Genomic DNA, 23,443 nt, shown 5'->3' on the forward strand with positions numbered 1-23,443 from the left:
CATGAACGCGCCGTACGACGGTGACCGCGGGCAGGGCGCGGGCGGCACTGCGCCCTCCCCGGGCGCTCAGCACCCCTCACCCGGTGCATGGCCGGCGGCAGAACCGCAGGTCTCGGACCAGGTGCCGCCGCCGTCGCCCGAACGCCCCACGGACCCCTACGTCCAGGCCGCCTACGAGCACGATCCTTTCCGGGCAGAGGACCTGTCCGCCCAGGACCCCGTGTCGGAGGCGCTCTACGACCGTGCCGCCCACCCGCCGCCTCCGCCCGGCGCCTACCAGCAGCCTGAGCCGCTGTACCAGCAGCCGCCCGCCCAGCAGCCCGCCCCGGATCCGCGGATCTGGGCCCAGACCCCGCCGCCCGAGCCCGACGGCCCGTCGCGTCATCTCTCGTACGGTGACGATGCCCGCACCGTCCAGTTCACAGGCGTCGACGAGCTGGTGACCCAAGCAGGCGAGGACGAGCCGCAGCCGGACGCCTTCGCCCACCTCTACCGGGACCAGCAGCGACCCGGACAGCCGACCGTGCCTGAGCAGTCCCCCGAACCCGAGCCTGCCGTCGCCCCCGCCCCCAAGAAGTCCGGCGGACGCGCTTCCGGCCTGCTCAAGTCCAGCGCGGTGATGGCGGCCGGCACCATGGTGTCGCGGCTGACCGGCTTCATCCGCTCCGCGCTGATCGTTTCGGCCCTGGGTGTCGGACTGCTCGGCGACACCTTCCAGGTCGTGTACCAGATCCCGACGATGATCTACATCCTGACGGTCGGCGGCGGCCTGAACTCCGTGTTCGTGCCGCAGCTGGTGCGCTCCATGAAGGAGGACAGCGACGGCGGCGAGGCCTACGCCAACCGGCTGCTGACCCTCGTCATGGTGGTACTCGGCGCACTCACCGTGCTGGGCATCCTCGCCGCACCTCAGCTGGTCCGCATGATGTCAGTGCCGGTCGCGAACGACCCGGCGGCGAACGACGTGGCCGTCACCCTTCTGCGCTACTTCCTGCCCTCGATCTTCTTCATGGGCATCCACGTGGTCATGGGGCAGATCCTCAACGCCCGGGGACGCTTCGGCGCGATGATGTGGACCCCGGTCCTCAACAACATCGTCATCATCGCGACGCTCGGCATGTTCATCGGGGTGTACGGCTCCGCCGCGAACTCCGACATGACGGTCCAGTCGATCCCGCCCGAGGCCGAGCGGCTGCTCGGCGTCGGCATCCTGCTCGGACTCGTCGTCCAGGCCCTCGCGATGGTCCCCTATCTGCGGGAGGCCGGGTTCAAGCTGCGTCCGCGCTTCGACTGGAAGGGCCACGGCCTGGGCAAGGCCGCGAAGCTCGCCAAGTGGACGATGCTGTTCGTGCTCGCCAACCAGGCGGGTGCGCTCGTCGTCAGCCAGCTGTCGACCGCCGCGACCACCGACACCGCGGTCAAGGGCATCGGTTTCGCCGCCTACGCCAACGCCCAGCTGATCTGGGGCCTCCCCCAGGCCATCATCACGGTCTCCCTGATGGCCGCCCTGCTGCCCCGGCTGTCCCGCTCGGCCCACGAAGGAGACACCGGCGCCGTCCGCGACGACATCTCCCAGGGTCTGCGCACCTCGGCCGTCGCGATCGTCCCGATCGCCTTCAGCTTCGTCGCCCTCGGCGTCCCCATGTGCACGCTGATCTTCGGCTCCTCGGGCGGCGCCACCTCCATGGGGTACATGCTGATGGCCTTCGGTCTCGGTCTGATCCCGTACTCCGTGCAGTACGTGGTCCTGCGCGCCTTCTACGCGTACGAAGACACGCGCACGCCCTTCTACAACACCGTCATCGTCGCCGCCGTCAACGCCGCCGCCTCCGCGCTCTGCTACTTCACGCTGCCCGCCCGCTGGGCCGTCACCGGCATGGCCGCCGCCTACGGTCTCGCCTACGCGATCGGCGTAGGCGTCGCCTGGCAGCGGCTGCGCAAGCGCCTCGACGGCGACCTGGACGGCGCCCACGTCCTGCGTACCTATGCCCGTCTCTGCCTCGCCGCGCTGCCCGCGGCGATTGTCGGCGGCGCTGCCGGGTACGCGATGACCCAGGTACTCGGCCTCGGCGTCCTCGGTTCACTGGCCGCACTGGTCGTGGGCGGAGCAGTCCTGCTGGGCGTATTCCTGGCCGCGGCGAAGCGGATGCGGATCGAGGAACTCAACGCCATGGTCGGCATGGTGCGCGGGCGTCTCGGACGCTAGAACTGTCACGTTGCGCACAACCATCGTCCACCACTGTGTGTCGTGCATAGCGTCGGACTGTGGGCACAATTGGCATGGCTGTTGGATATGGCGCAACGGATGGGGAGGCAGGGAACGACGGTGGCGGAACGTAGCACGGCTGCCGTCGACGTGGCCGACAACAGCGGTGACGACCCGCTGACCGCCCAGGCGGAGAAGGCCACGACCGACGGGGTGGCGGAAACCGACGACATGGCGGAACAGAGCGCTCAGGACGAGGGCAGCGAGGGGAAGAGCGGCGACCAGCCCACCATCACGACACCCGAACTCCACAGCGGTCACAAGCTCGCCAGACGCTACCGACTCGAGGAGTGCGTCACCCGTCTGGACGGATTCAGCAGCTGGCGTGCGGTCGATGAGAAACTCCGCCGCGCCGTCGGCGTGCACATCCTGCCCGCAGACCATCCGCGGGGCCGGTCCGTGCTCGCCGCGGCCCGCTCATCAGCGCTGCTGGGCGACCCTCGGTTCGTACAGGTGCTGGACGCCGTCGAGGAGAACGACCTCGTCTACGTCGTCCACGAATGGCTTCCCGACGCCACCGAGCTCACCGCCCTGCTGGCCGCCGGCCCCATGGAGGCCCACGACGCCTACCAGCTGGTCACCCAGCTCTCCCAGGCCATGGCCGCGGCGCACCGTGAAGGACTCGCCCACCTCCGGCTCACCCCGGGCGCCGTGCTCCGCAGCTCGACCGGGCAGTACCGGATCCGCGGCCTCGCCGTGAACGCCGCACTGCGCGGAATCAGCGCCGACCGCCCCCAGCGGACCGACACCGAAGCGATCGGCGCTCTGCTCTACGCCGCGCTCACTCAGCGCTGGCCGTACGAGAACGATGCCTATGGCCTCTCCGGGTTGCCCAAGGGCGTCGGCCTGATCGCCCCCGACCAGGTGCGGGCCGGCGTCCACCGCGGCCTGTCGGAGCTCGCCATGCGTGCCCTGGTCAACGACGGCGCCACCGCCTCCCGCCAGGAGCCGCCCTGCACCACGCCGGACGAGCTGGCCAAGGCGGTCGCGGCAATGCCCCGCATCCGCCCGCCGGAGCCCGCCTTCACCCCGCCGCCGGAGTACCAGCGCACCACGTATCAGCAAGGCACCTACGGCCGTCCCACGCCCTACTCCCGGCCTGTGGTCACCCAGCCCATCGCGACCCCGCCCGCCCCACTGGAGAGCCGCACCGGCAAGGTGCTCAAGTGGACCGTGGCCGCACTGCTCATCGCCGCGCTGGGCCTCGGCAGCTGGCAGATCGCCGACAGGCTTCTGGCCCCGGACAACAAGACCTCCGAGGACGGAACCAGCCAGACCACGAACAACAACGACCAGGACGAGAAGCCGAAGGCACCGGTCCCGCTGGCCATCCAGGACGCCGAGGAATACGCCCCGGACGGCAGGCCGCAGAACGCCGAGGACGTCGGCAAGACCTACGACGACGACAGCTCCTCGTATTGGCGCACCAACAGCTTCGTCGACGGACCGGAGTTCGCTCCGTCGATCAAGCAGGGGGTCGGAATCGCCTATGACCTCGGCTCCGCACAGGACATCTCGAAAGCCTCTATAGCGCTGCGCTACGGAGGGGACCACACCACCATCACGCTCTACGCGGTGGATTCCCTCTCCCCCTCGGGCTCCGTCGACTCCATGCAGAAGATCGCGACTGGACAGACGAGTGACGCGGCACTGAAGCTCACAGCCAAAACCCCGGTGAACAGCCGCTACGTGTTGCTGTGGATGACGGCCATGCCGAACTCACCCCAGGACGAGTTCAGCGATCCCGGCCATAAGCAGGCCATCACGGACGTGAAGTTCACCCGCTGACATCCGCAAGACGTGGGGAGGGGGCTCACAGTTGGACAACGCCGCACTCGGCGACGCGAGCGACCAGGATCTGCTGGCCCGCCACGTCGCCGGAGACCCGGACGCCTTCGGTGAGCTGGTACGGCGCCACCGAGACCGGCTCTGGGCCGTCGCCCTGCGGACCCTGGGGGACCGCGAGGAGGCTGCTGACGCGGTCCAGGACGCCCTGGTCTCGGCGTTCCGGGCCGCCCACACCTTCCGTGGTCAGTCCGCCGTGACGACGTGGCTCCACCGCATCACCGTCAACGCCTGCCTCGACCGCGCCCGCAAGGCGGCCTCCCGCAGGACGTCTCCCGTCGACGACACCGAACGGCTGGAGCAGCTCCTCGAGCCCCACGAGTCGGCCGAGGCCCCCGCCGAGCGCCAGGATCTGCACCGCGAACTGCTGAGCGCGCTGGCCCGGCTGCCCGCCGATCAGCGGGCAGCCCTGGTCCTCGTGGACATGCAGGGCTACCCCGTCGCAGAGGCGGCACGTGTGCTGGACGTACCCACGGGAACCGTGAAGAGCCGGTGTGCCCGTGGCCGGGCGAGATTGCTCCCCATGCTCACTCATCTGCGCGGTGACACCGGGGATAACAGTGACCTCGACAGGGGAAGGAACCGGACGCCAGGGACATCCGTCCCACCGGCGTCGGGACCAAGGGATGCAGGACCGAACGATCCTGCTGCTGTGAAGGGCGGAGGTGGGCGCGCGTGACATCCACGACCGGCACGACTCAGCACCCCGATGTCTCCGAGATCTCCGATCTCACCGAAGGCCTCCTCTCACCGTCCCGCCAGGCTGCCGTCAGGGTGCATCTGGACAGCTGTGCGCTGTGCACCGACGTCCGGACGTCCCTGGAGGAAATCCGCGGACTGCTGGGCACACTGCCCGGGGCCCAGCGCATGCCGGCCGACATCGCGGGCCGCATCGACGCGGCCCTCGCCGCCGAGGCTCTTCTCAATGCCACCGCGCCGGAAGAAGCGGCGGAGGAGCCGGGGGATGTTTCACGTGAAACATCGCTCGTGCCACAGCAGCCCGAGACCGCCCCGTCGGACCGTCCCGCAGGACGCCCCCGCGCGGCCACCGGACCGGGCCGAGGTCAGACCCGCCGACGGCGCCGCACCGTTATGGGGGCCGTTCTCGGTGCTGCTGCCGTCGGAGTGGGCGTGCTCCTTCTCCAGGCCGTCGGCGTGGGAGGAGGCGGACCGGTATCCCAGACAGCCGACAAGACCGTCAGCTCGGCACAGGGCGGACCCGAATTCTCCGAGGCCGGCCTTCAGGCGCGGGTGCAGACCCTCCTGGCAGCCGGCACCTCGAAGGACGGCTCACAGAAGGCACCCCGTGTGGAGGAGGGGCCGTCGATCGGCATCGAGTCCAGTCCCAACTCCCCGATGCGCACTCCTGCCGTCCCCGTGCCGCCCTGTGTCCAGCAGGGCACCGGTCGCACGGAAAACGCCGTCGCCGTCGAGCAGGGTTCTTATGCCGGCACGAAGGCCTACCTCCTTGTCCTGCCGCATGCCCACGACCCCTCTCAGGTCCAGGCCTACGTCGTCGACGCCGCCTGCGTGAACACCACCCCCCAGGGCAAGGGTGAGCTCCTGCTGACCCACTCCTACCCTCGTCGCTGAGACTGCCGCCGCGCCGCGCGGCCTCTGCGGGAATGCACGCCCCGTAGGATCCGTTGGGTGGGGTGAGAGTCGTTGAACCGGCCCCAGTAGGCAGTAGGCAGTCTGCAGAGACGAGGAAGAAACCCGTGAGCGACGTCCGTAACGTGATCATCATCGGCTCCGGGCCGGCCGGCTACACCGCAGCGCTGTACACCGCGCGCGCCTCGCTGAAGCCGCTGGTGTTCGAAGGCGCCGTCACCGCCGGTGGTGCGCTCATGAACACCACAGAGGTGGAGAACTTCCCCGGCTTCCGCGACGGCATCATGGGGCCGGACCTCATGGAGAACATGCGGGCCCAGGCCGAGCGTTTCGGTGCCGAGCTCGTTGCGGACGATGTCATCGCCGTGGACCTCGCCGGTGAGATCAAGACCGTCACCGACACCGCCGGAACCGTGCACCGGGCCAAGGCCGTGATCGTCACGACCGGCTCGCAGCACCGCAAGCTCGGCCTGCCCAACGAGGACGCCCTGTCGGGACGCGGCGTGTCCTGGTGCGCCACCTGCGACGGCTTCTTCTTCAAGGACCAGGACATCGCCGTCGTCGGCGGCGGCGACACCGCGATGGAGGAGGCCACCTTCCTCTCCCGCTTCGCCAAGTCCGTCACTGTCGTCCACCGTCGCGACAGCCTCCGCGCTTCCAAGGCCATGCAGGAGCGCGCCTTCGCCGACCCGAAGATCAAGTTCGCCTGGGACAGCGAGGTCGCCGGGATCCACGGTGACCAGAAGCTCTCCGGGCTGACCCTGCGCAATACCAAGACCGGTGAGACGTCCGAACTCCCCGTGACCGGGCTGTTCATCGCCGTCGGCCACGACCCGCGTACCGAGCTCTTCAAGGGCCAGCTGGAGCTGGACGACGAGGGCTACCTGAAGGTCGAGGCACCGTCCACGCGGACCAACCTCACCGGTGTCTTCGGCGCCGGTGACGTCGTCGACCACACCTACCGCCAGGCCATCACCGCCGCGGGCACGGGCTGCTCCGCCGCCCTCGACGCGGAGCGGTTCCTCGCCGCCCTCGCCGACAGCGAGAAGGCCGCCGCCGCGGCCGTCTGACCCCGACACGACCCCACATCCCACACCCCACGAGAGCAAGGAGGCCGCCGTGGCCGGCGCCGTAACCAACGTAACCGACGACAACTTCGAGGAAGTCGTACTCAAGAGCGACAAGCCCGTACTGGTGGACTTCTGGGCCGCCTGGTGCGGCCCGTGCCGCCAGATCGCGCCGTCCCTGGAAGCGATCGCAGAGGAGCACGGCGACAAGATCCAGATCGTCAAGCTCAACATCGACGAGAACCCGGCCACGGCTGCCAAGTACGGCGTGATGTCCATCCCGACGCTGAACGTCTACCAGGGCGGCGAAGTCGCCAAGACGATCGTCGGAGCCAAGCCGAAGGCCGCGATCGTCCGCGACCTCGACGCTTTCATCGGCGATGAGGTCAGCACGGCCTGACACTCTTCGTTTCACGTGAAACGGCGGATGGGCCGCCCCCCCGGGGCGGCCCATCCGCCGTTTCTCCGGTCGACTTTCAGAGCGGCCGAAGGGCCGGCTCCTTCTGCACGGCTCCCAGAAGCCTGTCCAGCGCCAGCTCCACGTCTTCCTTCCACGAGAGCGTCGTGCGCAGCTCCAGCCGCAGCCTGGGGTGCGTGGGGTGCGGACGGACCGTCTTGAAGCCCACCGCCAGCAGATGGTCGGCAGGGAGCACACAGGCAGGCTCCGACCAACGGGCGTCACCGAACGCCTCGATCGCCTTGAAGCCCCGGCGCAGAAGATCCTTGGCGACGGTCTGCACTATCACCCGGCCAAGCCCCTGGCCCTGATATCCGGGCATGATCCAGCCCGTCATGAGCTGGACGGCATCCGGCGAGACAGGGCTCGTCGGGAAGGCAGTGGAACGCGGCACATACGCGGGCGGGGCGTAGAGCACAAACCCGACCGGGACCTCATCGACGTAGACGAGGCGGCCACAGGATCCCCACTCCAGCAGGACCGCGGAGATCCAGGCTTCCTTCTCCAGTTCGGGTCTACCCGCCTTTACCGCGGCTTCTCCACTGACTGGATCAAGCTCCCAGAAGACACAGGCGCGGCAGCGCTTGGGGAGATCTGGAAGGTTGTCCAGCGTGAGCGGTACGAGCCGACGCCCCATGAGCGCTGTTCCTCACTTCCTTGGACTGCCGCGCCAAGAGCAGCGCTCAGCGCGCTCCGTTCCCGGAGCAGGCTGCCGATGAACCCGCCGACCGCGCCAAGGCCCAGGCCGGCTGTCACTAGCTGGCTGCGGCTCACCGATCGCATGGCTAGCCTTCCTCTGAGATGGGTCAAGGTGGATGTGCCATACCAGAACGCATCGTATCCACCCAGCGAGGACACGCCTACTGTGAGACGGCAAAGGGCGGATCGTGTTCCGCCGACTGCCGGACACGACCCGCCCTCATGACTCTCCGCAGAGGCCTCAGACCTCGCCATCCTCCATGGCTTCCTCGGCAAGGCTCTTCTCCATGACCTTCCCCTCGCCCGGGGCGAGGGTGCTGAGGATGCGGTCCAGATCCTCGATCGAGGCGAACTCGACGACGATCTTTCCCTTCTTATGACCGAGGTCGACCTTCACCCTCGTCTCGAAGCGATCCGAGAGGCGCGAAGCGAGGTCTCCTAGCGCCGGCGACAGCCGGGCACCCGCACGGGGCCCCTTGGCCTTGGGAGTGCTCGTAAACCCGGAACCCATCAGGTTCACGATCTCCTCGACAGCACGCACCGACAGCCCCTCGGCGACGATGCGGTGAGCCAGCCGGTCCTGCTCCTCCGAGTCCTCCACCGAGAGCAGGGCACGGGCATGTCCGGCTGACAGCACACCGGCGGCGACGCGCCGCTGAACGGGAGGGGAAAGACGGAGCAGCCGCAGTGTGTTGGACACCTGCGGGCGCGAACGCCCGATCCGGTCGGCCAGCTGGTCGTGCGTGCAGTTGAAGTCCTTCAGCAACTGGTCGTAGGCGGCGGCCTCTTCCAGGGGGTTCAGCTGGGCACGGTGCAGATTCTCCAGGAGCGCGTCCAGGAGGAGCTTCTCGTCCTCCGTGGCCCGCACGATCGCGGGGATGCTCTCCAGGCCTGCCTCACGGCACGCCCGCCAGCGACGCTCACCCATGATGAGCTCATAGCGGTCGGGGCCCAACTGCCGGACGACCACCGGCTGCAGAAGCCCGACCTCCTTGATGGAGGTGACCAGCTCGGCGAGCGCGTCCTCGTCGAACACCTCACGCGGCTGGCGAGGGTTCGGTGTGATGGCGTCCAGCGGCACCTCGGCGAAGTGCGCCCCCGCCGGGGACACAACCTCGGGCGCCGCCTGCGGCTCCGGCTCCGGCATGCGCGGTTCCGGTGTCACGGTCCCGGACGGCAGCGTGGTCACCTTCGCGGCGGGGACACCCCGCTCGGCGGTGAGTACCGGGACGGCTGCCGGAGACGCCGGACCGGCCCCATCGGAAGGCGCCGGCCTCTCCTGCGGAGCAGCCGGAATCAGCGCACCGAGCCCACGCCCCAATCCTCTACGTCGCTCGCTCACTGGATCCCCTCCGACATGCTCTGCTGGCTGTTCTGGCTGACCACATGCGCGGACTTGGCCTCGTAGCGAACCCCGACCCCACGCAGTGCGATCTCACGCGCCGCCTCAAGATACGACAGCGAGCCGCTGGAGCCCGGGTCGTACGTGAGGACCGTCTGCCCATAGCTGGGCGCCTCCGAAATGCGTACGGAGCGCGGAATGCTCGTCCGCAGAACCTCGTCCCCGAAGTGACTGCGGACCTCCTCCGCGACCTGCGAGGCGAGCCTGGTCCGACCGTCGTACATGGTGAGCAGAATCGTCGACACGTGCAGCGCGGGATTGAGGTGCCCGCGCACCAGGTCCACGTTCCTCAGGAGCTGCCCCAGCCCTTCCAATGCGTAGTACTCGCACTGGATGGGGATCAGCACCTCTGCGCCTGCCACGAGGGCATTGACGGTCAACAGGCCGAGCGACGGCGGACAGTCGATGAGAATGTAATCCAGCGGCTGTTCATACGCCTGGATCGCTCGCTGCAGTCGACTCTCCCGCGCCACGAGCGACACCAGCTCGATCTCCGCACCGGCGAGATCGATGGTGGCCGGGGCGCAGAAGAGGCCTTCGACGTCCGGGACCGGCTGGACCACTTCGGAGAGCGGCTTGCTCTCGACGAGGACGTCGTAGATCGAAGGGACTTCGGCGTGATGGTCGATCCCCAGTGCCGTCGAAGCGTTGCCCTGGGGATCCAGATCGATCACCAGAACACGGGCGCCATGCAGCGCCAGTGAAGCAGCAAGGTTGACCGTGGTGGTCGTCTTGCCCACTCCACCCTTCTGATTGGCAACCACCATGACGCGTGTCTGCTCAGGCCGCGGAAGACCCTCGCCTGCACGGCCCAGAGCCTCTACTGCCAGCTGGGCAGCACGACCAATAGGGGTGTCGTCCATCGGGGGCGGTGTTTCACGTGAAACATCCACCCCCGCCGACTCGGTACGGGGACCGGGGACCGGATCGGTCATCGGTCCCGCGATGTTTGCGTCGGACCGCAAGGATTCACTCTCCTCGGCTTCAGGCTCGCGATGAACAGAGCCTGCCATGCTTTCGGGGTCGCGAACCAGCGAGGCCGGTGGTTCTGTGGAGGAATCCACCTCTGTGGACAATTCCGTAACCCGCGAGAGGGGCTTACGGCCGCGCGGCGCGGCAGCCGCGCGACCGCGGCTGATGATTCCCTGCAGCAGTGAGCGACGTTTCACGTGAAACACGATGCACGCGCCGCAGGGTCACATCGTTACGACACTCCGAAATGCGTACGTACGGGATACCGGACGGCAACCGGCTGGCAGCGCCCACTGAACAGACAAACAGACTCAACAAACAACCGGCTCAACGACGGCGACGAGCACGGCCGGTTCTGGCCGCCTTGGCCCGCTTGGCCGCGAACCTCACACCACCGGGACTCTCCCCGACCTCGACCCGTACGACCGTGGACAGCGGATCAACGATCCCCTCCCCGACGTGCAGCACCGACGTCTCGACGACGCCGAGCTTGCTCAGGGCAGCCCGGGCACTACTGAGCTCCTCTTCCGCGGTGTCACCCTTCAGCGCGAGCATCTCGCCGTAGGGACGCAGCAGCGGCACCCCCCAGCCGGCCAGCCGGTCCAACGGCGCCACCGCACGGGCCGTCACCACATGAACCGGCGGCAGCTTGCCGAGCACTTCCTCGGCCCGTCCGCGCACCACCGTGACATGGTCGAGCCCTAGCAGCTCCACGACCTCCTGGAGGAAATTCGTGCGCCGCAGCAGCGGCTCCAGGAGCGTGATCTTGAGATCGGGACGCACCAGCGCGAGCGGAATGCCGGGAAGCCCGGCACCGGAGCCGACATCGCAGACGGTGACACCTTCCGGCACCACCTCCGATAGCACCGCGCAGTTCAGCAGATGCCTCTCCCACAGTCGCGGGACTTCTCGGGGGCCGATCAGACCGCGCTTGACCCCCGCGTCCGCGAGCAGCTCCGCGTACCTGACGGCCTCGGGGAAGAACTCACCGAACACCGTCCGCGCCTCTTCTGGCGCCTGGGGAAGCTCTGCTGCCTCCGTCACCGGAACCGTCCTTCCATACCGCACTCACGCGCTGTGGTGGCTGACTAACAGGCTGACAAAGATCGGCCCCGCCTGCGAAACAGACGGGGCCGAGAGAACAATGATGGTCAGGCCGGGAGCACGACGACGAAGCGCTGCGGCTCCTCGCCCTCGGACTCACTGCGCAGACCGGCGGCCGCGACCGCGTCGTGCACAACCTTGCGCTCGAACGGAGTCATCGGCTCCAGCTTCACCGGCTCACCGGTGCTCTTGACCTCGTCCGCGGCCTTCGCCCCCAGCTCAGCGAGCTCGGCGCGCTTCTTGGCCCGGAAACCCGCGATGTCCAGCATCAGCCGGCTGCGGTCCCCGGTCTCCCGGTGCACCGCGAGACGCGTCAGCTCCTGAAGGGCCTCCAGCACCTCGCCATCACGGCCCACAAGCTTCTGCAGATCCCGGCTGCCCGCGTCACTGATGATCGAGACTGCTGCCCGGTCCGCCTCGACGTCCATGTCGATGTCACCGTCGAGATCGGCGATGTCGAGCAGACCCTCGAGGTAGTCGGCGGCGATCTCCCCCTCCTGCTCCAGGCGGGTCAGGGTGTCGCCACCCTCGGCGGCGGCGGAGGTGGTGCCTTCCGTCACGGATGGACTCCTTCTTACTTCTTGGACGACGGGTGCTTGGGCCGCTGCGGACCCTTGCGCTGTCCGGACTTGGCTTGGCGGGCGGTACCAGAGGCGGCCTTACCCGCGGGCTTCGGCTGGGTGTCCTGCGGCGCGTCCTGCTTCTCCAGCGACGTGGTCGCCGCACCGGCCGGCTGGGTGCCACCGGACTGGCGCTTGGCCTTGGTCTGACGCTTGGGCTGCTGGCGCCTCGCCGCAGCACCACCGTCGGCATCCGCGGTGACCTCGTCGCTCTTGGCCACGGTGCCGTCCGCCTCAGCGGCGAAGCCCGCCTTGGCGAGGCCCCCGATGAAGCGGCGCTCGTTCTCGTTGCGGTCGGAGCCCTTGGCGACGATGGCCTGGACGACAGCGCGCTTACGGCGGCCGCGCACTTCACCATGAGCCGTGACGCTCTTCAGCAGACGCTGCAGGTAGCTGTCCTGCGCCTTCGAGCCCGGGGTGGGGTTCTGGTTGATCACGTACATCTGCTGGCCCATGGTCCACACGTTGGTGGTCAGCCAGTAGACGAGGACACCCACGGGGAAGTTGATGCCCATCACGGCGAAGATCACCGGGAAGATGTACATCATCATCTTCTGCTGCTGCATGTACGGCGTCTTGACCGTGAGGTCGACGTTCTTCTGCATCAGCTGGCGCTGCGTGTAGAACTGCGACGCCGACATCAGGATGATCATGACCGCCGTGACGATGCGGACGTCCAGCAGCGAGGCGTTGAGCGCCTCGACCTTCTCCGGGCTGTCCATGAACTTCGCGGCGATCGGGGCGCCGAAGATCTGGGCCTCACGGGCGCTGTCCACCAAGGTCTGGTTGAGCACGCCGATCTGCTTACCAGCGGCGATCTCGGCCAGCACGTGGTAAAGAGCGAAGAAGAACGGCGACTGCGCCAGGATGGGAAGGCACGAGGACAGCGGGTTGGTACCCGTGTCCTTGTACAGCTTCATCATCTCTTCGGACTGGCGCTGCCGGTCGTTCTTGTAGCGCTCCTGGATCGCCTTCATCTTCGGCTGGAGCGCCTGCATGTTCCGCATCGACTTGATCTGCTTCACAAAGAGCGGGATCAGACAGATGCGGATCAGAATCACCAGGGACACGATGGACAGTCCCCAGGCCCAGCCCGTGTCGGGCCCGAAGATCGCCCCGTACAGCTTGTGGAACTGGACGATGATCCAGGAGACGGGTGTGGTGATAAAGCTGAAGAAACTGGCAATCGTGTCCACTAATCAGGCTCCTTGAGCATTGGGCGAGGTCTCCGCGGCCGGGCTGGTCTCAGGGGGTTGCCCGCCCTTGCCGCCACGCAGGGCATTGCGCAGCAGCTCGTGCCAACGAGGTCGTTTGCGTGGTGGAACATGGTCCACACCGCCGGGCGACCACGGATTGCACCGCAGGATGCGCCAAGCGGTCAGCGCCGTGCCCTTCAGCGCGCCATGCCGGTCGATGGCCGTATATCCGTAGTGAGAGCACGACGGGTAGTACCTGCAGACAGGCCCGAGCAGCGGGCTGATCGTCCACTGATACAGCTTGATCAGGGCCAGCAGCGGGTACTTCATCGCGCACCCCCTCCCAGCAGCCGCTGAAGAGCGGCGTCCAGGTCTCGGGCCAGCTGTGCATGGTCGGCGTCGCCCGCGCCGGGCAGCGCCCGTACGACCACCAGGCTACCGGGGGGCAGCTCGGACAGCCGTTCGCGTATCAGGTGGCGCAGTCTCCGCTTCACCTGGTTGCGCGTGACCGCACCACCTACTGCCTTGCTGACGACGAAACCCGCACGCGTCGGGGGAGCGCTCTCCCCAGGCGCGTGCGGGTCCGTTGCACCGCTGCGTAGATGGACGACGAGGAGCGGGCGTCCAGCCCGGCGTCCCCGGCGTACCGCAGTCGCGAAGTCCTCGCGCCGCCTCAGCCGATTCTCGGTAGGCAGCACGTCATGACCTGTACGAGATCAGGCGGACAGGCTGGCGCGACCCTTGTTACGGCGGGACGCGAGAATCGCGCGGCCGGCACGGGTGCGCATCCGGAGACGGAAGCCGTGGGTCTTCGCGCGACGACGGTTGTTCGGCTGGAAGGTGCGCTTGCTCACTCGGGGGCTCCAGTAATGATTCGGTGGTGGCGGGACATCGCCTGGCTGTCACCGTGCGCCCACGAGTAGCTCGCAATACGCCCGAGTGCACCGCTTCACGATCACAGACCATGATCTTTGCCCATCGGAGGCAGGCGGCAGCAGCCATCGACAACTCGACCTGGTTACGGTACGCGCGGCTACGCCATCCGGTCAAACCGGCCTCGCGACAGGCCGCTCTGTGCACAGGCTGTGGACAACGACTTGAACGACAGCCGTCGCCCTGACTACCGTGGCTGAACTGGAATTCCTTTCCTACCCGCCTGCCGGGCCTAACCCATCCCGTTCCGAGAACCACACATTCGTGGGACCTGTGAGAGAGCGTGCCTTGTGGCTGACGTACCTGCCGATCTTGCCGCAGTGTGGCCACGAGTGCTGGAGCAGCTCCTCGGAGAGGGCCAGCAAGGCATCGAGCCGAAGGACAAGCAGTGGATCGAGCGCTGCCAGCCACTCGCGCTGGTGGCCGACACCGCTCTCCTCGCCGTCCCCAACGAGTGGGGCAAGCGCGTCCTCGAAGGCCGCCTCGCCCCGCTGATCAGCGACACCCTCAGCCGTGAGTGCGGCCGCCCGATCCGGATCGCGATCACGGTCGACGACTCCGCGGCCGAGCCCACCGCCCCGCCCGTCCAGCACCCGCCCCGCTACCAGGGCCCGCAGCACGACGAGCCTCGCCAGAGCGACGCCTACGAGGGATACGGACACCGGCCCGCGGACGACGGCCTGCCGACCGCCCGCCCCGCCTACCCCGACTATCAGCAGCAGCGCCCCGAGCCCGGCGCCTGGCCCCGTACCCAGGAAGACCTCTCCTGGCAGCAGCCACGGCTCGGCGGCTTCCAGGAGCGCGATCCGTACGCCACGGCCCGCCCCCCGCAGCCGCAGCACGGGTACCGGCCGCCGATGCCCGAGCACGGGCAGTACGACCAGCAGCGCCCGGAGCGACACGAACTGCCCGAGTCCCAAGCCCCGCGCCACGGCGGCCCGCCGGTCGCAGGCGGCCCCGGCCCCCTGGCTGCGCAGCCCGCGCCGGCCCCCGGACCCGGTGAGCCGCACGCCCGCCTCAACCCCAAGTACCTGTTCGACACATTCGTCATCGGAGCGTCCAACCGGTTCGCGCACGCGGCCGCCGTCGCGGTCGCCGAGGCGCCGGCGAAGGCGTACAACCCGCTGTTCATCTACGGGGAGTCGGGGCTCGGCAAGACCCATCTCCTGCACGCCATCGGCCATTACGCGCGAAGCCTCTACCCCGGCACGAGGGTGCGGTACGTGAGCTCCGAGGAGTTCACCAACGAGTTCATCAACTCGATCCGCGACGGCAAGGGCGACACGTTCCGCAAGCGCTACCGCGATGTGGACATCCTTCTGGTCGACGACATCCAGTTCCTCGCGAGCAAGGAGTCGACGCAGGAGGAGTTCTTCCACACCTTCAACACGCTCCACAACGCGAACAAGCAGATCGTGCTGTCCTCGGACCGGCCGCCCAAGCAGCTGATGACCCTGGAGGACCGGCTGCGCAACCGCTTCGAGTGGGGTCTGACCACCGATGTGCAGCCGCCGGAGCTGGAGACCCGTATCGCGATCCTCCGCAAGAAGGCGGTGCAGGAACAGCTCAACGCCCCGCCGGAGGTACTGGAGTTCATCGCCTCCCGCATCTCGCGCAACATCCGCGAGCTGGAGGGCGCGCTGATCCGCGTCACGGCCTTCGCCAGCCTCAACCGCCAGCCGGTCGACCTCGGGCTCACCGAGATCGTCCTCAAGGATCTGATCCCGGGCGGCGAGGACTCGGCCCCGGAGATCACGGCGAGCGCCATCATGGCGTCGACCGCCGACTACTTCGGGCTGACGGTGGAGGACCTCTGCGGGTCCTCCCGCAGCCGGGTCCTGGTCACCGCTCGCCAGATCGCGATGTACCTCTGCCGGGAGCTCACCGACCTGTCGCTGCCGAAGATCGGCGCGCAGTTCGGCGGCCGCGACCACACGACGGTGATGCACGCGGACCGCAAGATCCGCGCGCTGATGGCCGAGCGGCGCTCGATCTACAACCAGGTCACCGAGCTCACCAACCGCATCAAGAACGGCTGAGCGGGCCTGCTTCACGGCTCCGAAGGGCGCCCCGGGACGGACTCCCGGGGCGCCCTTCGCCGTTCTGAGGGCCGGTCCTGTTCGAATACCTGCCGTCGCCCGAGCCTTCTCCACAGATGTGCGGACGATCTTCCGTCCACAGCCTGGGGACGGCCCAAGTTGTCCCGAACGCGTCCACAGGCGCGGTGGGTGGGACATCATCACACCAGGTCAGAGGGCTGTGGATTTGTGCCCAACATCGTTCCACAGACTGTGGACAGGAGATTCGTCCACAGGGCACCTCTCTACGTTGTCCCCACCCGGCCCACAGGCACGATGATGTTGCCCACAGGCTTTCCACATGCCTGTCCACTGTTCGGCAAGGAAACGCCCGGGCTCACTGGACCGAGTGAAAGCCGTCACACCAAGGTGCTGGATTGGGCTGTGGGGAACGTGGGTAAAGCTGGGGACAGCCCTGGGGAGAAACCCAGGTGACCTGTGCATCGGGTGTGCAGAACTTTCGGGTGTCCACAGAAGACCCCTGTTGTCCACGGGTGCCACCCACAGGGCCGGTGGACAAAAAATCGGTGCTGACCTGCGCGGATGGCGTTATCCACGGTTTCCACAGGCCCTACTACTACTCCCACTCATAGTTACCCGGGAATTCGTTTCGAAGGGGGCCCTGTGCACAACTCGATGCCGGAGCTCCGGCCGCTGCTTGTCTCGACTTGACCCCGAGCCGCACCGAGTGTCGGTGCGGTGCGTCAGACTGGTCTCCGGCATCACAGCCGACCAACGAAGACCAGCAGGGCGAGCGAGCAACAGCAGGAGGCGGTTCCGGTGAAGATCCGGGTGGAGCGCGATGTACTCGCGGAGGCGGTGGCGTGGGTGGCCAGGAGCCTCCCGGCCCGTCCGCCGGCGCCCGTTCTCGCGGGCCTTCTTCTGAAGGCCGAGGACGGAGCTCTCAGCTTCTCCAGCTTCGACTACGAGGTCTCGGCGAAGGTCTCGGTCGAGGCCGAGGTCGAGGAGGACGGCACGGTCCTGGTCTCCGGCCGCCTGCTCGCCGACATCTGCCGCGCCCTCCCCAACCGCCCCGTGGAGATTTCCACAGACGGTGTACGGGCGACGGTGGTCTGTGGCTCCTCCCGCTTCACCCTCCACACCCTGCCTGTGGAGGAGTACCCGGCACTGCCGCAGATGCCGACCGCGACCGGCACGGTCCCTGGCGAGGTCTTCGCCTCGGCCGCCGCCCAGGTCGCCATCGCCGCGGGCCGCGACGACACGCTGCCCGTCCTCACCGGCGTACGCATCGAGATCGAGGGCGACACCGTCACCCTGGCCTCCACCGACCGCTACCGCTTCGCGGTCCGCGAGTTCCTGTGGAAGCCGGAGTCGCCGGACGCCTCCGCGGTCGCTCTGGTGCCCGCGAAGACGCTCCTGGACACGGCCAAGGCGCTGACCAGCGGTGACACGGTGACGCTGGCGCTCTCCGGCTCCGGTGCGGGCGAGGGCCTCATTGGTTTCGAGGGCGCTGGGCGGCGTACGACCACCCGACTGCTCGAAGGCGACCTGCCGAAGTACCGGACGCTGTTCCCCACCGAGTTCAACTCGGTCGCGGTGATCGAGACCGCGCCGTTCGTCGAGGCCGTCAAGCGTGTCGCCCTCGTCGCCGAGCGGAACACCCCGGTGCGGCTGACCTTCGAGCAGGGCGTGCTGATCCTGGAGGCCGGTTCCAGCGACGATGCACAGGCTGTGGAGCGTGTGGACGCCCGGCTGGAGGGCGACGACATCTCGATCGCCTTCAACCCGACCTTCCTGCTGGACGGTCTGAGCGCGATCGACTCCCCGGTCGCCCAGCTCTCGTTCACCACGTCGACGAAGCCCGCGCTGCTGAGCGGCAAGCCGGCCGTGGACGCGGAGGCGGACGAGGCGTACAAGTACCTGATCATGCCGGTGCGGCTCTCGGGCTGAGCGCTGTAGGTGGGCTCGGCCCGTGCACGCCCGGCTGGGGGTGCGGGGGTCGTCCCCCGCAAGATCGCAGTATGCCGGTGCGGCTCTCTGGCTGAGCCCTCCGGCTGACCGGTTTGAGGGCCGTCGGCTGAGCGGCTGACCCCACAGGTGTGCACCCGCGTCCGGGCGTAGGCTCGGACGCGGGTACCAGACGCCACACCTTAAGGAAATTCTCTGATGGAGCTCGGTCTCGTCGGACTCGGCAAGATGGGCGGCAACATGCGCGAGCGCATTCGCCGCGCAGGCCACACCGTCATCGGTTACGACCGCAACCCGGACCTCGCCGATGTCCCCAGCCTCGAGGAGCTTGTGGCCAAGCTCAAGGGGCCGCGGGTGGTGTGGGTGATGGTCCCGGCGGGTGCCGCGACCCAGTCCACCATCGACGAGCTGGCCGATCTGCTGTCCCCCGGCGACATCGTCGTGGACGGTGGGAACTCCCGCTGGACCGAGGACGAGAAGCACGCCGTCGAGCTGGGCATCAAGGGCATCGGCTTCGTCGACTGCGGCGTGTCGGGCGGCGTCTGGGGCCTGGAGAACGGCTACGCGCTGATGTACGGAGGCGACCCCGAGCACGTCGCCAAGGTCCAGCCGATCTTCGACGCGCTCAAGCCCGAGGGTGAGTTCGGCTCGGTGCACGCGGGCAAGGTCGGTGCGGGCCATTTCGCGAAGATGGTCCACAACGGCATCGAGTACGCCATGATGCAGGCCTACGCCGAGGGCTGGGAGCTCCTGGAGAAGGTCAACTCGGTCACGGACGTCCGCGAGGTCTTCCGCTCCTGGCAGGAGGGCACGGTGATCCGTTCCTGGCTGCTCGACCTGGCGGTCAACGCGCTGGACGAGGACGAGCACCTGGACAACCTCCGGGGTTACGCACAGGACTCCGGCGAAGGCCGGTGGACTGTGGAGGCCGCCATCGACAACGCGGTACCGCTGCCCGCGATCACCGCGTCGCTGTTCGCGCGGTTCGCGTCGCGCCAGGACGACTCCCCGCAGATGAAGATGATCGCGGCCCTGCGCAACCAGTTCGGCGGGCACGCGGTCGAGAGCAAGAAGTAATCCACAGGCTGTTGGTAAGTCCTGTGGCACGTAGGTAAGCGGTAAGCCGGGGGAGGTCGGCGTCCACCATGCATGTCACCCATCTCTCGCTGGCCGACTTCCGCTCGTACGCCCGGGTCGAGGTTCCGCTCGACCCGGGCGTCACCGCGTTCGTGGGGGCGAACGGGCAGGGGAAGACGAACCTGGTCGAGGCGGTCGGCTATCTCGCGACACTCGGCAGCCACCGGGTCGCGTCCGACGCTCCGCTGGTCCGCATGGGGGCGGACCGGGCGGTCATCCGCGCGGCCGTCACCCAGGGCGAGCGGTCCCAGCTGATCGAGCTGGAGCTCAATCCGGGGCGCGCCAATCGGGCGCGTATCAACAGGTCCTCGCAGGTCAGGCCGCGTGACGTGCTGGGGATCGTACGGACGGTGCTGTTCGCGCCGGAGGATCTGGCGCTGGTGAAGGGCGACCCGGGTGAGCGTCGGCGCTTTCTGGACGAGCTGATCACGGCGCGCACGCCGCGGATGGCTGGTGTGCGGTCGGACTACGAGCGGGTGCTCAAGCAGCGCAACACGTTGCTGAAGTCCGCGGCGATGGCGCGGCGGCACGGCGGCCGGTCGATGGACCTGTCCACGCTGGATGTGTGGGACCAGCATCTGGCGCGGGCGGGTGCGGAGCTGTTGGCGCAGCGGCTCGATCTGATCGCGACGTTGCAGCCGCTGGCGGACAAGGCGTACGAGCAGCTGGCGCCGGGCGGTGGTCCGGTCGCGTTGGAGTACCGCGGGTCGGCGGGTGCGGGGGCCCACAGCAGGGAGGAGCTGTACGAGCAGCTGATCGCCGCGCTCGCGGAGGTGCGCAAGCAGGAGATCGAGCGTGGCGTCACGCTGGTCGGGCCGCACCGGGACGAGCTGCTGCTCAAGCTGGGGCAGCTGCCGGCGAAGGGGTACGCGAGCCACGGTGAGTCCTGGTCGTACGCGCTGGCGCTGCGGCTGGCCTCGTACGACCTGTTGCGGGCGGAGGGCAATGAGCCGGTGCTCGTCCTCGACGACGTCTTCGCCGAGCTGGATGCCCGGCGGCGTGAGCGGCTCGCGGAGTTGGTTGCTCCGGGTGAGCAGGTGCTGGTGACGGCGGCGGTGGACGACGACGTTCCGGGGGTGTTGGCGGGGGCGCGGTACGCGGTCGCGGACGGGGTGGTGGAGCGCGTATGAGTGAGAACGAAGGCGCCAAGGCTCCGGTGCCCGAGTCGTCCGGGGTGGATCTGGCGCGGGTGGCGTTGCGCGCGGCCAAGGAGCAGGCGCGGGCGCGGGGTGCGGCGGCGCAGGAGAAGCGGCAGGCCAGGCGGGGTGGCGGGCTGCGGTCCGGGGCGCGGGCGGACGGCCGGGACCCGCTGCCGTTGGGTGCCGCGATCAACCGGTTGATCACGGAGCGGGGCTGGGAGACGCCGGCCGCGGTGGGTGGCGTGATGGGGCGCTGGCCGCAGATCGTGGGCGAGGACCTGGCGAAGCACTGTGTGCCGCTGCGGTACGACGAGGACGCCGATGAGCGGGTGCTGACGGTGCAGTGCGATTCGACGGCGTGGGCGACGCAGTTGCGGCTGCTGGCTCCGCGGCTGGTGGCGCGGCTGAACGAGGACCTGGGGCAGGGCACGGTGCGGCTGATCAAGGTGCTGGGGCCGGGCGGGCCGCAGCGGCGGTTCGGGCCGTTGCGGGCGCCGGGGAGTACGGGGCCGGGCGATACGTACGGCTGAGCCGGGCGCGGTCCCGGCGGGCGGTGCCGGGGGTGCCGGTGGCCGGGTGTGCCCGGCTGGCGCCGGGTGCGAGGGGACGGGTGTCCTGGCTGCAGCACGCATGCCTACAAACCTGGTGGTACCAGCGGTGTCGGTGAGGCGTCCCTCACCGTAGCCGGAGGTTGACAGGCCGAAGCGCTCAATGCCCGTGTGAGCCTCTTGGAGCCCCTTCCCGGATATGGGGAGTCGGTCGGCTCCCGTTCAGGGCGGCACATGCGGACTCAGGTACCGGCAAACCCCCATTCGTGTCAGCGGTACCGGTAGACTGGTACGTAATCCCGTCGACTCGACGGGACCGTCGATTAATGCCGAACGACGCAGCCGCTCCCGTCAGCCCGGAGAACGGCTTGTGCTGTGCCAGAAAGGGCGCTTCGTGGCCGATTCCGGCAACCCCAACGAGAACATTCCTTCCACTGCTGCCGACGGGACCGTCGAGGCCACCTCGTCGTACGACGCCAGCGCGATCACCGTCCTCGAGGGTTTGGACGCGGTCCGCAAGCGGCCTGGCATGTACATCGGCTCGACCGGTGAGCGTGGACTCCACCACCTGGTGCAGGAGGTCGTCGACAACTCCGTCGACGAGGCCCTGGCCGGCCACGCGGACACGATCGACGTCACGATCCTGGCCGACGGCGGCGTGCGCGTCGTCGACAACGGCCGCGGTATCCCGGTGGACATCCACCCTGTCGAGAAGAAGCCGGCCGTCGAGGTCGTGCTCACGGTCCTGCATGCGGGCGGCAAGTTCGGCGGCGGTGGCTACGCCGTGTCCGGCGGTCTGCACGGTGTGGGCGTCTCGGTCGTGAACGCGCTGTCCACCAAGGTCTCCGTGGAGATCAAGCGCGATGGCTTCCGCTGGACGCAGGACTACAAGCTCGGTGTGCCCACCGCCCCGCTCGCCAAGCACGAGCAGGTCGAGGACTCCGGCACCACGGTGACGTTCTGGGCCGACCCGGACGTCTTCGAGACCACCGACTACTCCTTCGAGACGCTCGCGCGCCGTTTCCAGGAGATGGCCTTCCTCAACAAGGGCCTCACCCTGACGCTCACGGACGAGCGCGAGTCGGCCAAGGCGACGATGAACGCCGACGACCCCGACGCCGAGGCGGCCGAGGAGCAGCCGGCGCGGACGGTGAAGTACCACTACGAGGGCGGCATCGTCGACTTCGTGAAGTACCTCAACTCCCGCAAGGGTGAGCTGATCCACCCGACCGTGATCGACGTGGAGGCCGAGGACAAGGAGCGGATGCTCTCGGTCGAGATCGCGATGCAGTGGAACTCGCAGTACAGCGAGGGTGTGTACTCGTTCGCGAACACGATCCACACGCACGAGGGCGGTACGCACGAGGAGGGCTTCCGTGCCGCGCTGACGGGCCTGGTGAACCGTTACGCGCGTGACAAGAAGCTGCTGCGTGAGAAGGACGACAACCTCACGGGTGAGGACATCCGAGAGGGTCTGACGGCGATCATCTCGGTGAAGCTGGGCGAGCCGCAGTTCGAGGGCCAGACGAAGACGAAGCTGGGCAACACGGAGGCGAAGACCTTCGTGCAGAAGGTCGTCCACGAGCACCTCACGGACTGGTTCGACCGGAACCCCAACGAGGCCGGGGACATCATCCGCAAGTCGATCCAGGCCGCCACGGCCCGTGTCGCCGCCCGCAAGGCCCGCGATCTCACGCGCCGCAAGGGTCTGCTGGAGTCGGCCTCGTTGCCGGGCAAGCTGTCGGACTGCCAGTCGAACGATCCGACGAAGTGCGAGATCTTCATCGTCGAGGGTGACTCCGCCGGTGGCAGCGCGAAGTCCGGTCGTAACCCGATGTACCAGGCGATCCTGCCGATCCGCGGCAAGATCCTGAACGTCGAGAAGGCGCGGATCGACAAGATCCTGCAGAACACCGAGGTCCAGGCGCTGATCTCGGCCTTCGGCACCGGAGTCCACGAGGACTTCGACATCGAGAAGCTCCGCTATCACAAGATCATTCTGATGGCGGACGCCGACGTCGACGGCCAGCACATCAACACCCTCCTTCTCACCTTCCTGTTCCGTTTCATGCGGCCGCTGGTCGAGGCCGGGCACGTGTTCCTGTCCCGCCCGCCGCTCTACAAGATCAAGTGGGGCCGGGACGACTTCGAGTACGCGTACTCGGACCGCGAGCGCGACGCCCTGGTCGAGCTGGGCAAGCAGAACGGCAAGCGGATCAAGGAAGACTCGATCCAGCGCTTCAAGGGTCTCGGCGAGATGAACGCCGAGGAGCTGCGTGTCACCACCATGGACGTGGAGCACCGCGTCCTCGGCCAGGTCACGCTGGACGACGCGGCCCAGGCCGACGACCTGTTCTCGGTGCTGATGGGTGAGGACGTGGAGGCGCGGCGCTCGTTCATCCAGCGCAACGCCAAGGACGTCCGCTTCCTCGACATCTGA

Annotated in this window: 21 protein-coding genes; 12 read left to right on the forward strand and 9 right to left on the reverse strand. The window is 68.1% G+C overall.

The features are described from left to right. Position 1: 1 nt before the first annotated feature. The 6 genes from murJ to trxA all read left to right on the forward strand — a co-directional run bounded on the left by murJ (position 2) and on the right by trxA (position 7,189). Entirely contained in the window at positions 2-2,206 is a 2,205-nt protein-coding gene (gene murJ, locus ABT342_RS06485; protein ID WP_351567863.1) for a murein biosynthesis integral membrane protein MurJ, read from the forward strand. A gap of 120 nt (positions 2,207-2,326) precedes the next feature. Then, on the forward strand, positions 2,327-4,054 hold the full coding sequence (locus tag ABT342_RS06490) for a protein kinase family protein (protein WP_351567866.1): 1,728 nt from the start codon (positions 2,327-2,329) through the stop codon (positions 4,052-4,054). Positions 4,055-4,085: 31 nt separating this feature from the next. Next, entirely contained in the window at positions 4,086-4,790 is a 705-nt protein-coding gene (sigM, locus tag ABT342_RS06495; RefSeq protein ID WP_351567869.1) for an RNA polymerase sigma factor SigM, read from the forward strand. Then, positions 4,787-5,704, forward strand: coding sequence for a zf-HC2 domain-containing protein (locus ABT342_RS06500; protein WP_351567872.1), 918 nt, complete (start codon positions 4,787-4,789; stop codon positions 5,702-5,704). The genes sigM and ABT342_RS06500 overlap by 4 nt, the downstream gene beginning before the upstream one ends. Positions 5,705-5,829: 125 nt before the next feature. Then, complete coding sequence (gene trxB / locus ABT342_RS06505) at positions 5,830-6,792, forward strand: thioredoxin-disulfide reductase (protein WP_351567874.1); 963 nt, start codon at positions 5,830-5,832, stop codon at positions 6,790-6,792. A gap of 49 nt (positions 6,793-6,841) precedes the next feature. Further along, positions 6,842-7,189, forward strand: a complete 348-nt coding sequence (gene trxA / locus ABT342_RS06510; RefSeq protein ID WP_351567876.1) for a thioredoxin — start codon at positions 6,842-6,844, stop codon at positions 7,187-7,189. Positions 7,190-7,265: 76 nt separating this feature from the next. On the opposite strand, the gene ABT342_RS06515 is transcribed toward trxA, so the two are convergent. The 9 genes from ABT342_RS06515 to rpmH all read right to left on the reverse strand — a co-directional run bounded on the left by ABT342_RS06515 (position 7,266) and on the right by rpmH (position 14,093). Then, positions 7,266-7,883, reverse strand: a complete 618-nt coding sequence (locus ABT342_RS06515; protein ID WP_351567879.1) for a GNAT family N-acetyltransferase — start codon at positions 7,881-7,883, stop codon at positions 7,266-7,268. A 303-nt stretch (positions 7,884-8,186) separates the two neighbouring features. Then, positions 8,187-9,287, reverse strand: a complete 1,101-nt coding sequence (locus ABT342_RS06520; protein WP_351567882.1) for a ParB/RepB/Spo0J family partition protein — start codon at positions 9,285-9,287, stop codon at positions 8,187-8,189. Beyond that, positions 9,284-10,360, reverse strand: a complete 1,077-nt coding sequence (locus tag ABT342_RS06525) for a ParA family protein (protein ID WP_351568148.1) — start codon at positions 10,358-10,360, stop codon at positions 9,284-9,286. The genes ABT342_RS06520 and ABT342_RS06525 overlap by 4 nt, the downstream gene beginning before the upstream one ends. Before the next feature lie 286 nt (positions 10,361-10,646). Next, a complete protein-coding gene (gene rsmG / locus ABT342_RS06530; RefSeq protein ID WP_351567885.1) occupies positions 10,647-11,363 on the reverse strand; it encodes a 16S rRNA (guanine(527)-N(7))-methyltransferase RsmG in 717 nt (238 codons plus the stop codon). A 107-nt stretch (positions 11,364-11,470) separates the two neighbouring features. After that, complete coding sequence (locus tag ABT342_RS06535) at positions 11,471-11,983, reverse strand: Jag family protein (protein WP_351567888.1); 513 nt, start codon at positions 11,981-11,983, stop codon at positions 11,471-11,473. A 14-nt stretch (positions 11,984-11,997) separates the two neighbouring features. Next, complete coding sequence (yidC, locus tag ABT342_RS06540; RefSeq protein WP_351567890.1) at positions 11,998-13,239, reverse strand: membrane protein insertase YidC; 1,242 nt, start codon at positions 13,237-13,239, stop codon at positions 11,998-12,000. A gap of 3 nt (positions 13,240-13,242) precedes the next feature. Beyond that, complete coding sequence (gene yidD / locus ABT342_RS06545; protein ID WP_351567892.1) at positions 13,243-13,569, reverse strand: membrane protein insertion efficiency factor YidD; 327 nt, start codon at positions 13,567-13,569, stop codon at positions 13,243-13,245. Next, on the reverse strand, positions 13,566-13,937 hold the full coding sequence (rnpA, locus tag ABT342_RS06550; protein ID WP_351567894.1) for a ribonuclease P protein component: 372 nt from the start codon (positions 13,935-13,937) through the stop codon (positions 13,566-13,568). Before rnpA ends, yidD begins: the two co-directional genes overlap by 4 nt. Positions 13,938-13,955: 18 nt before the next feature. Beyond that, complete coding sequence (gene rpmH, locus ABT342_RS06555; protein ID WP_351567897.1) at positions 13,956-14,093, reverse strand: 50S ribosomal protein L34; 138 nt, start codon at positions 14,091-14,093, stop codon at positions 13,956-13,958. 369 nt (positions 14,094-14,462) lie between these two features. Between rpmH and dnaA the strand changes: the two genes are divergently transcribed. The 6 genes from dnaA (at position 14,463) to gyrB (ending at position 23,443) form a co-directional block, all read left to right on the forward strand. Next, positions 14,463-16,211 carry a chromosomal replication initiator protein DnaA gene (gene dnaA / locus ABT342_RS06560; RefSeq protein WP_351567900.1) on the forward strand — a complete coding sequence of 583 codons (1,749 nt, stop codon included), beginning with the start codon at positions 14,463-14,465 and terminating at the stop codon, positions 16,209-16,211. A gap of 819 nt (positions 16,212-17,030) precedes the next feature. Then, entirely contained in the window at positions 17,031-18,161 is a 1,131-nt protein-coding gene (dnaN, locus tag ABT342_RS06565) for a DNA polymerase III subunit beta (protein WP_351567903.1), read from the forward strand. A gap of 216 nt (positions 18,162-18,377) precedes the next feature. Further along, positions 18,378-19,256 (forward strand): phosphogluconate dehydrogenase (NAD(+)-dependent, decarboxylating), encoded by an 879-nt coding sequence (gene gnd, locus ABT342_RS06570; RefSeq protein WP_351567906.1) that lies wholly within the window; start codon positions 18,378-18,380, stop codon positions 19,254-19,256. Positions 19,257-19,324: 68 nt separating this feature from the next. Further along, the gene (recF, locus tag ABT342_RS06575; protein ID WP_351567909.1) at positions 19,325-20,446 is read left to right on the forward strand and encodes a DNA replication/repair protein RecF; all 1,122 of its coding nucleotides are present in this window, start codon (positions 19,325-19,327) and stop codon (positions 20,444-20,446) included. Continuing rightward, a complete protein-coding gene (locus ABT342_RS06580; protein ID WP_351567912.1) occupies positions 20,443-20,985 on the forward strand; it encodes a DciA family protein in 543 nt (180 codons plus the stop codon). The genes recF and ABT342_RS06580 overlap by 4 nt, the downstream gene beginning before the upstream one ends. Positions 20,986-21,373: 388 nt before the next feature. Beyond that, entirely contained in the window at positions 21,374-23,443 is a 2,070-nt protein-coding gene (gyrB, locus tag ABT342_RS06585) for a DNA topoisomerase (ATP-hydrolyzing) subunit B (protein WP_351567915.1), read from the forward strand.

The sequence above is a fragment of the Streptomyces sp. NPDC000410 genome (assembly GCF_040300305.1).
GTDB lineage: Bacteria > Actinomycetota > Actinomycetes > Streptomycetales > Streptomycetaceae > Streptomyces.